This window comes from Planomonospora algeriensis, assembly GCF_977012225.1.
This window is the reverse complement of the sequence record NZ_CDRNDK010000304.1, coordinates 1-8,078: the sequence shown is the minus strand read 5'-3', so window position 1 is coordinate 8,078 and position 8,078 is coordinate 1. Positions and strand designations below refer to the sequence as shown.

General features: G+C 72.8%; 8 protein-coding genes and 1 pseudogene. 2 read left to right on the top strand and 7 right to left on the bottom strand.

Annotation, left to right across the window (positions count from 1 at the left end; genetic code table 11):
- Positions 1 to 64 precede the first annotated feature (64 nt).
- Positions 65 to 985 carry a DUF3068 domain-containing protein gene (locus ACWJ6R_RS25370; RefSeq protein WP_449064638.1) on the bottom strand — a complete coding sequence of 307 codons (921 nt, stop codon included), beginning with the start codon at positions 983 to 985 and terminating at the stop codon, positions 65 to 67.
- A gap of 123 nt (positions 986 to 1,108) precedes the next feature.
- Here ACWJ6R_RS25370 and ACWJ6R_RS25365 point away from each other — a divergent pair, with 123 nt between their 5' ends.
- Positions 1,109 to 2,335, top strand: a complete 1,227-nt coding sequence (locus ACWJ6R_RS25365) for an acyltransferase family protein (RefSeq protein WP_449064637.1) — start codon at positions 1,109 to 1,111, stop codon at positions 2,333 to 2,335.
- A gap of 7 nt (positions 2,336 to 2,342) precedes the next feature.
- Here the strand turns inward: ACWJ6R_RS25365 and ACWJ6R_RS25360 are convergent, their stop codons facing one another.
- Both ACWJ6R_RS25360 and ACWJ6R_RS25355 read right to left on the bottom strand, forming a co-directional pair.
- On the bottom strand, positions 2,343 to 3,299 hold the full coding sequence (locus ACWJ6R_RS25360) for a hypothetical protein (protein ID WP_449064636.1): 957 nt from the start codon (positions 3,297 to 3,299) through the stop codon (positions 2,343 to 2,345).
- Positions 3,194 to 4,210, bottom strand: a complete 1,017-nt coding sequence (locus ACWJ6R_RS25355) for a hypothetical protein (protein WP_449064635.1) — start codon at positions 4,208 to 4,210, stop codon at positions 3,194 to 3,196. Before ACWJ6R_RS25355 ends, ACWJ6R_RS25360 begins: the two co-directional genes overlap by 106 nt.
- A gap of 116 nt (positions 4,211 to 4,326) precedes the next feature.
- Here ACWJ6R_RS25355 and ACWJ6R_RS25350 point away from each other — a divergent pair.
- Positions 4,327 to 5,068: pseudogene (locus tag ACWJ6R_RS25350) on the top strand (class I SAM-dependent methyltransferase).
- Here the strand turns inward: ACWJ6R_RS25350 and ACWJ6R_RS25345 are convergent.
- The 4 genes from ACWJ6R_RS25345 to ACWJ6R_RS25330 all read right to left on the bottom strand — a co-directional run.
- Complete coding sequence (locus tag ACWJ6R_RS25345; RefSeq protein ID WP_449064634.1) at positions 5,049 to 5,870, bottom strand: hypothetical protein; 822 nt, start codon at positions 5,868 to 5,870, stop codon at positions 5,049 to 5,051. The pseudogene ACWJ6R_RS25350 and the gene ACWJ6R_RS25345 overlap by 20 nt on opposite strands.
- Before the next feature lie 2 nt (positions 5,871 to 5,872).
- Complete coding sequence (locus ACWJ6R_RS25340; RefSeq protein WP_449064633.1) at positions 5,873 to 6,907, bottom strand: hypothetical protein; 1,035 nt, start codon at positions 6,905 to 6,907, stop codon at positions 5,873 to 5,875.
- Positions 6,904 to 7,866 carry a DUF3068 domain-containing protein gene (locus tag ACWJ6R_RS25335; protein ID WP_449064632.1) on the bottom strand — a complete coding sequence of 321 codons (963 nt, stop codon included), beginning with the start codon at positions 7,864 to 7,866 and terminating at the stop codon, positions 6,904 to 6,906. Before ACWJ6R_RS25335 ends, ACWJ6R_RS25340 begins: the two co-directional genes overlap by 4 nt.
- A partial coding sequence (locus ACWJ6R_RS25330) for a hypothetical protein (RefSeq protein WP_449064631.1) occupies positions 7,863 to 8,078 on the bottom strand: 216 nt, incomplete at its 5' end. The genes ACWJ6R_RS25330 and ACWJ6R_RS25335, both read right to left, overlap by 4 nt.

The window sequence follows — 8,078 nt, the reverse complement described above, 5'->3', positions numbered from 1 at the left end:
TGGCGCGGCGGACCGGCCGCCGGCGGATCCGCCGGCGGCCGTACGGCCGTTCTCTCCTCGCCGGTCACGCCTTGCCGGCGGTGCCGCGGGCCACGAAGAACCCGGTGACCAGCAGGACCAGGCCCAGCAGGAGCAGGACCAGCGGGATCGTCACCTTGATCATGGAGATCTGGTTCTTGCTCTCGGTGGCGTTGGACACCAGGTCGTTGACCGTCTCGGGGGTCATCCGGATCGTGGCGGCGAGGGCGGTGACGCTGTGCGCGCCGTCCTGGGTGCGCAGGACCTCGTCGCGCCGCTGCTCCTGCTTGACCGGCGAGCCGGTCGTCGGCTCGATCCAGAACGTGTTCTTGCCCTTGTAGATCCGGTCCACCTGCACGTCGCCGGTCACGTCGGTGACGCCCATGACGGAGGCGGGCACGCTGCGCGTCTCGGTCTTGGTCTCCGGCACGTCCTGCTCGAACTTGTAGGCGGTCAGGCCGTTGACCTGCTCCTCGCCGACGAACCTGGCGTCGAACGCCCTGCCCGCGACGGAGTTGAAGACCTTGTAGGTCTTCTGCTCCACGTCGAAGGGCCACTTGTAGATCTGGCCCTCCATCGTGACCGGCTTGTCGTCGATGTTCACCGAGCAGCAGGTGACGCCCTCGCCGGTGTACTTGTTGAAGGCGCTGCGCCGCTCGGTGATCGTGATGTTGGGGTTGTTGTTCGTCACGTCGTTGACCGCGGTGAACTCGTCCCAGACGACCGTGTCGCCCTTGGCCTGGCTCACGTCGCCGCGGGTGGTGACCGTGACGCCGAGCTGGGCGGTCATGACCTTGAGGTCCCTGGCGCTGAAGTACTGCGCGCCCTCGGCCTGCAGCTTGCTGATGCCGTACTGCGCGGCGGGCGCGGCGATCAGGCTGCCGGCCACCTGGAAGCGCACGAGTGGGGCCAGGACGATGAGAAAGGCTCCCAGGGCTAAGAGAACGATCCCGACTATTCGGCGCATTGATCCTCCTGGGGGGTCCCTGGACGGGCAGGTGGCCATGGGGGGTGAAATGTACTTAAATCACGAGCTACTGGCCAGTATGTTAGTGACGTCGATCACCCACGTCACCAGGGATGCGGAAAAGTGACCGAAACAAGTTCTAGATCGGTGCCCGCCGTCCGCCCTGCCGTCCATCAGGAGGCGACCGACACCGGCGGCCATCTGGACGCCCTCGACGGGGTGCGCGCGGTGGCCTCCTTCACCGTGCTCGTCTACCACGTGGCGAACGAGGCCGGCGCCGTACTGCGGGAGGGGTTCACCGGGGCGCTGCTGTCGCGCGGCGACGTGGCCGTGCCGATCTTCTTCGCGCTCTCCGGCCTGCTGCTCTACCGCCCCTTCGCCGCGGCGGCCCTCACCGGCGCCCCGGCGCCCCGGGCCGGGGCGTACCTGTGGCGCAGAGCCGTCCGCATCCTGCCCGCCTACTGGCTGGTGGTCGCCGTCGCCCTCTTCCTCTGGTCGCGTGATCATCTGACCGACGCCTGGAACTGGTTCAAGCTCCTCACCCTGAACCAGAACTACAGCGCCGAGGCGTGGTGGCACGGTCTGGGCCCCAAGGGCCTGGCCCAGATGTGGAGCCTGTCAGTGGAGGCCGCGTTCTACCTGGCCCTCCCCCTGCTCGCGGCCGGGATGGCCGCGTTCGCCCGGCGCGGCGGCGCCGACGTCGACCGGCGGGCCCGGCGGCTCCTGGCCTGCCTGGCCGCCCTGGCGGTGACGTCCTTCGTCTGGACGCTGCTGACCCACTACCCGCAGTACCGGCCCCACCTGAACCTCTGGCCGCCCCGTTCGGGGGTCTACTTCACCGCGGGCATGGCGCTGGCCGTCGTCATGGCCTGGGCACGGGCCCGGCCGCACGGTCCGGCCGCGCGCTTCAGCCGGGAGGTCGCCGCCTCTCCCGGCTCCTGGTGGCTGGTCGCGGCCCTCGCCTACGCCGTCGCGGCCTCCCCGGTGACCGGTGACCGGTTCCTCGGCGTCGAGGGCGTCTGGTCGGGCCTGTCCGAACTGGTCCTCTACACCGTCGTCGCCTTCTGCCTGGTCGCCCCGGCCGCGCTGCTGCCCCCGGGCGACTCCCCGGTCAAGCGCCTGCTCGGCAACCCGGTGATGCGCTTCCTCGGCCGCGTCTCCTACGGCGTCTTCCTCTGGCAGTTCGTGGCGATCTACACCTGGTACGGGTTCACCGGACAGCAGCCGTTCACCGGCGGATTCCTCGCCAACCTGCCGCCCATCACGGCCCTCACCCTGGGCATGGCCATCCTGACCCACCATTTCGTGGAGCGGCCCCTCCAGCGGCTGAACGCCCTGGTGAGGCGCTGAAACAGGACTACTCGCCCTCGGCCCTCGGGACCCCCAGCGCCACGCCGGTCACGCAGACCCGCGCGGCCGGATCGTCCATCACCACCCGCATCCCCCGGCCCGGCCCGCTCACCGGGAAATGGACGCGGTCGCCCGGCGTCTTCCTGAGATTGAGCACGATCCGCTCCCCGCCGACCTCGACGGTCGCCGAGAGCGACCGGTCCGCCGCATAGGACAGCGCTCCCGCCAGGCCCCGCCGCTCCTCGGAGACCACCTCGGGCAGGGTCACCACGCCGTTCGCCGAGGGCAGGCAGCCCTGGCCCTGCGCCGGGGTCCGGAAGAAGCCGAAGATGCTCATCCTCGCCAGCCGCCCGTCCTTCCCGAATACCACGGCCTCGTGGCTGGGCTCGGGATGGGCCATCCTGGTCCGGATCGCGGGACGGGCCAGCGGGGCGAGCAGGCGGTCGCTGAGCCGCCGGTCCCCGTTCAGCGGCAGCACGATGTCGTCGGGCACCGGCGCCGGGTAGATCACGACGTCGTCCGGCACCCGGGCGAGCTCCGCGGAGACGGTCTCCAGGTAGGCCCGGACCCGGTCGCCGCTGAGCGTCGCCCGGTACGCCTCGGTCGAGACCACCGATGCCACCAGGTAGGCCCCGGCGGCCAGCCCGGCCGCCAGGAGCAGCGCGGACCTGCCGGGCAGCGGACGGCGGTACGCGTCCGTCTCCCCCCTCAGCGGCAGCAGCGCCAGTCCCAGGCCGACCGCGAGCACGACCACGGCGTCCGCCACGTAGCGGGTCTCCGCCCCGACCAGCGCCACGTGACCGCCCCGGGCGATGACCGTGGGGACCGCGTCGGCGAACACCAGATAGCCCGCCAGGATCACCCACACCCGCAGCGCCCGCCGCCGGTAGGCGACCGTGACCGCCACCAGGGCGGCCAGCACCAGCCAGGAGACCGCGACCACGGCGTCCGACGGGCCGGCCATCCCCCCGGCCGGGTGACCGGACTCCAGGTGAACGGGCCGCCGACCGCCCCGCTGGGAAAGGTACGGCCCAGCATGAGCCCGACCAGGTCCACCGCGACGTCGAGTCTGGGCATCGACGCGCCCTCTCCCGGCGCGGTGTCCCGGCGGGCGAGGTAGAGCGCGGTGTAGGCGGCCAGCAGCACCGCGTACGCGCCCCACAGGCGCCGGTGCCGCCCGAGTTCGGCGAGCATGGACCGGATCCAGCCGGCCTCCCGGTCGCGCAGGAACGCGGTGGTCACGGCGAAGAGCAGGAAGGCGACGAAGACGCCCTTGGTGCTGAAGGCCATGCCCGTCACGGTCCAGGCCATCGCGTGCCGGCCGTACCGGGCCCCCTCGCCCCGCGCGAAACGCACCTGCGCGGTCAGCGCGAGCACCATCGCGAGCTGGAGCGGGACCGCGTTGAGCGCGGACGCCCACCAGCCGAGCGGCGGGACCGTCAGCGGGCAGAGCAGCAGCACCGCCAGCGGCAGCAGGATCGCCGGACGGGTGCCGAACAGCGACCGCAGCAACCGCAGCGCCAGCACGCCGAGCAGCCCCTGGGCGAGGAAGGTGACGGTGGCCACCAGCAGCCAGTCGTACGGCGCGATCCGCGAGAGCACCCAGGTCAGCGCGAGCGCGCCGGGCATGAAGTGGCCCTTGTGGATGCGCGTCACGAAATCGGGGGTCAGGCCGCTCTCGTAGGCGTTGCCCACGAAGAGCAGGTCGTCCTCCACGAAATAGGAGTCCTTCAGGACCAGAGCGCGCAGCATGAGTGAGACCGTGATGAGCGACGCCGCCCCCAGCAGCACCGGCTCGCGCAGCCCCGCGGCCCAGCCGGGCAGCGTGATCCGCAGCGTCGGCGGCTGCGGTCGCTCGGTCTGCGTGGCCCCCACCTGCGTCCTCCTTCGTCCCACGGCGCGCAAGCACCCTATGGGCCTGCCAGGACACCGGCAATACATGCTGTTATGCTCCGGCGCACCCGATTCGTTCACCGCGGCGAGGAGCAGCATTGCAGACTCCGCAGGCACCGTTCCGGGCCACCCTCGGCCGGTCGGTCCGGCTGCTCCGCGCCTTCCGCAAGGAGCAGAGCGACCCGGACTTCTTCTACGGCATGCTCGCCCACGACACCGTCGCCCAGCTGGCGTCCTACACCGAGCTGGACGGCGCGCTGGTCGCGGACATCGGTGGCGGCCCCGGTTACTTCACCGACGTGCTGCGGGCCTCGGCGCCGGCCCGTGTGCGTGGACTGCGACGCCGGGGAGATGATGGCCCGGCAGGGTGCGGCCCCGGAGGGCGCGGTGCTCGGCAGCGCGCTGGACATCCCGCTCGCGACCGGCTCGGTGGACGTCTGCTTCTCCTCCAACGTGCTGGAGCACGTGCCGGACCCGTGGCGGATGGCCGCGGAGATGGTCCGCGTCACCAGGCCGGGCGGGGTGGTCTACCTGTCCTTCACCAACTGGCTCTCCCCGTGGGGCGGACACGAGACCTCCCCGTGGCACTACCTCGGCGGCCACCGCGCCGCCGCCCGCTACACCCGCCGGCACGGACGCCCGCCCAAGAACGTGTACGGCACCAGCCTCTACCCCGTCTCGGTGGGCGCGGCCCTGCGCTGGGCACGGTGGCAGCCGGACGTCCGGGTCCTGGACGCCCTGCCGCGCTACCACCCCCGGTGGGCCACGCCGGTCGTCCGCGTCCCGGGGCTGCGCGAGATCGTGAGCTGGAACCTGCTGCTCATCCTGCGCCGCCGCTGACCTCCTCCGGCAGCGCCGCCCCGACCACGACGGACTTCAGGCACGGCCTCTCCGCCCCCGGATCCACCGTCACGCGCAGGCCCCCTTGGTGCACGGGGACCGGGAGGAACACCTGCCGGTGCTCGGGGGACAGGACGAGCCGGGTGTCCAGCGTCCCGGTCCGCACGGTGACGCCGACGGGCCCGCGGATCTCGTACTCGATCCTCGCGATGTGCCCCGGGTACTCCGCGCGCAGATCGACGGTGAGCGCACGGCCGCCCTCCAGGGGGAAGCAGCGGCGCCTTCGCCCGTTACGCTCCTCGGGCAGGGCGAACCCGCCGAAGATCCGGACCGGGCGGAGCCGCCCTCTCTCGTCGAAGGTGACGGCCCGGTAGGCGGGGCCCGGCAGGCCGACCCGCCGCCGCAGTTCCCCTTCGGCCAGCGGACTGAGCGCCCGGGACGTCAGCCGGTCCTCGATCGCCTGCCAGGGGAACATCATCGTCTCGGGCACGAGGGCCGGGTACACCCCGATCCCGGGGTCGAGCGCGGCCAACTCCGCGCGGGCCGTCTCGAAGTAGGCCCGGTTGCGCTCGCCGGGCAGCCCCTGGGCGAACCCCGCCGCCGACACCAGGGTGACCGCGACGTACACGCACACGGCGGGCAGGGCGAGCACCGGGACGGTCCCGGGGATCTCTCTCCGCTCGATCGGCGCCCCCCGCCACGGCATCAGCGCGAGCGCGAGGCAGACCGCCAGCAGCGGAAGCGCGTCGGCGATGTAGCGGCTCTCGAAGGCGTGCTGGGCCGAGCCCGCCCTCCCGAACATGATCAGCAGGCCGTCTGCGACGAGGAGGTATCCCGCGCCCAGCGCCCAGGCCCCGGCCGCCGCCGGCGCCTGCGCCAGGTGCCGGCCACGACGGCAGCCACGACCAGCCAGGCCGCCGTGACCTCGATCACGCTCCCGCCGACCAGCGGACCGGCCGTGGTCTCCGCGCCCCAGGTCAGCGGTCCGCCCGCGAGCAGCGTCGGGACCGTGACACCGAAGAAGCCTCCGGCGTACCGCAGAGCCTGCTGGAGGTCCGGGGCGGACGGTCCCTGGGCGGCGGTCCCGCCGACCGCCGCGGCGTAGACCAGGAGGTAACCGGCGGCAAGAGCCAGGTGGGCCGCCCATAGGACCGGATGCCGGCGCGCGGCCCGGACCACACCGCTGCCCTGCGCCACGGGCAGTAACGCGGTGAGGGCGAACAGGACCACCGGGATGACGATCGCCTTCTCGAAGAAGAGCAGCCCGGCGCAGGTCCACGCGAGCCCGGCGAACGCGTGCCGGAGCCGGCCGGTGCGGATCAGCAGGACCTGCGAGCACATCGCCATCAGCATCGCGATCTGCAGGGGCACGATGTTGAGCGTCGCGGCCGGCCAGGTCCCGGCCTGGAAGTTCGCCGGGGAGAACAGGAAGAAGGCGAGCGGGACGAGGATGAGCGGCCTGCGGCCGAACATCAGCAGGAGCAGCCGCAGCAGGGCCAGCGCGGCGCCCGCGTGCAGGACGAGCACCACTGCCGACATCAGCGCCCAGTCGTACGCCGAGACGGCCGTGACCGCGCGGACCAGCGCGAGGGCGCCGGGCATGAGGTGGCCGATGTGCACGCGCGACAGGTGGTCCCAGCCGAAGGGCTCGGCGACCGCCCGGCCGATGAAGACGATGTCGTCCTCGGTGAAGTAGGACCGGCCGAGCAGCCACCGGGTGAGTCCGAGGCCTCCCGCCAGCAGAACCGTCACCGCGAGCGTGAAGGCGTGTCTCCTGGCCGACGGGTTCGACGCCCACGACGGCAGCCGGAACTCGATCTCGACCGGCCCGGCGCTCACACGGCCTCCGTCTCCGCCACCGGTGATTCCCGCGCAGCGAGGGGTCTCGGCCGGCGCAGCCGTACGGCGAGCAGTCCCAGCGCGGCTCCCCCGACGAGGAACCCGGCCGGCAGCACGTCCCGGACGAGGAGGACCCGGCGGGCGAAGGCCCGCGCCTCGGCGACCCGGGCCTCGACGTCCTCGGGGACCATGGTCAGCCGGGCCTGGAGGCTCAGCCTGCGCTCGGCTCCGTCGACCGTGCGCAGGGCCTGCCGGTGGCTCTCCTCGGCCTTCACCGTCAGCCCGCTCTCCGGCTCGACCCAGAGCGTCCTCGCCACCTCGGCGTAGCGGGAGACGCCGACCACGCGCCGGCCCGGCAGGCCCATGGCCCGGCCCGGGAACTCGCCGGACCTCGCCTCGACCTCGACCGGTCCCGCCGTGTAGCTGTAGCGGTAGGTCCGCAGCCCCCGGACGTCCTCCTCCCGCTCGAAACGCAGGGGGACCGCCCGGCGCAGCACCGTGTCGTACATCGGGTAGGAACGCGGCTCCGCGCGGAAGGGGAGCCGGAACGCCAGCCCCGACTGCCGCACCCCGGCGTCGGAGTCGACGTACCCCCCGCAGCAGTCGACCGCCGTCGCCGTCCTGCGGTCGAAGGCGGACCGGCGCTCGTGGTAGCCGATCCGCCGGCCCTCGCCGGTCTCGATCGAGGTGAACTCCGTCCACACCCCGGTCCGCTCGTCTCCCGCGGTCGTGTCGCCTTTCAGCGTCACCTTCGCCACGAGCACGACCCCCGTCCGGGAGGTGAGCGTCCCCGGGTCGAAGTAGGCGCCGTCCGCCGTGGCCAGGTGATAGGTCCTGTCCTGTTCCCGCGGCAGGAGCAGGGCGCTCTCGTAGACGTGGAAGCGCATCAGCCCCGCGAGGGTGACGAGGAACGCGCCCGCGGCCAGTACCGCCGTCCAGGGGATCGGCCGCGGGGTCACGCGCCCACCCCCAGCTTCTCCGGCCTGCGCACGACGGCGGGCGGTCCCGGCTCTTGCGTTCCCCGCGGCGCGCTCCGGCGGACGGGGGCCGCCGCCGTCAGCAGGGCGACCGTGACGAGGCAGAGCACCTGCGCGGCGATCTCGGCGGTCCCGGTCACCGCGGCGCCACCGGACGCCCTGCCGGCGGCGAACGCCAGCCCGGCCAGGCCGAG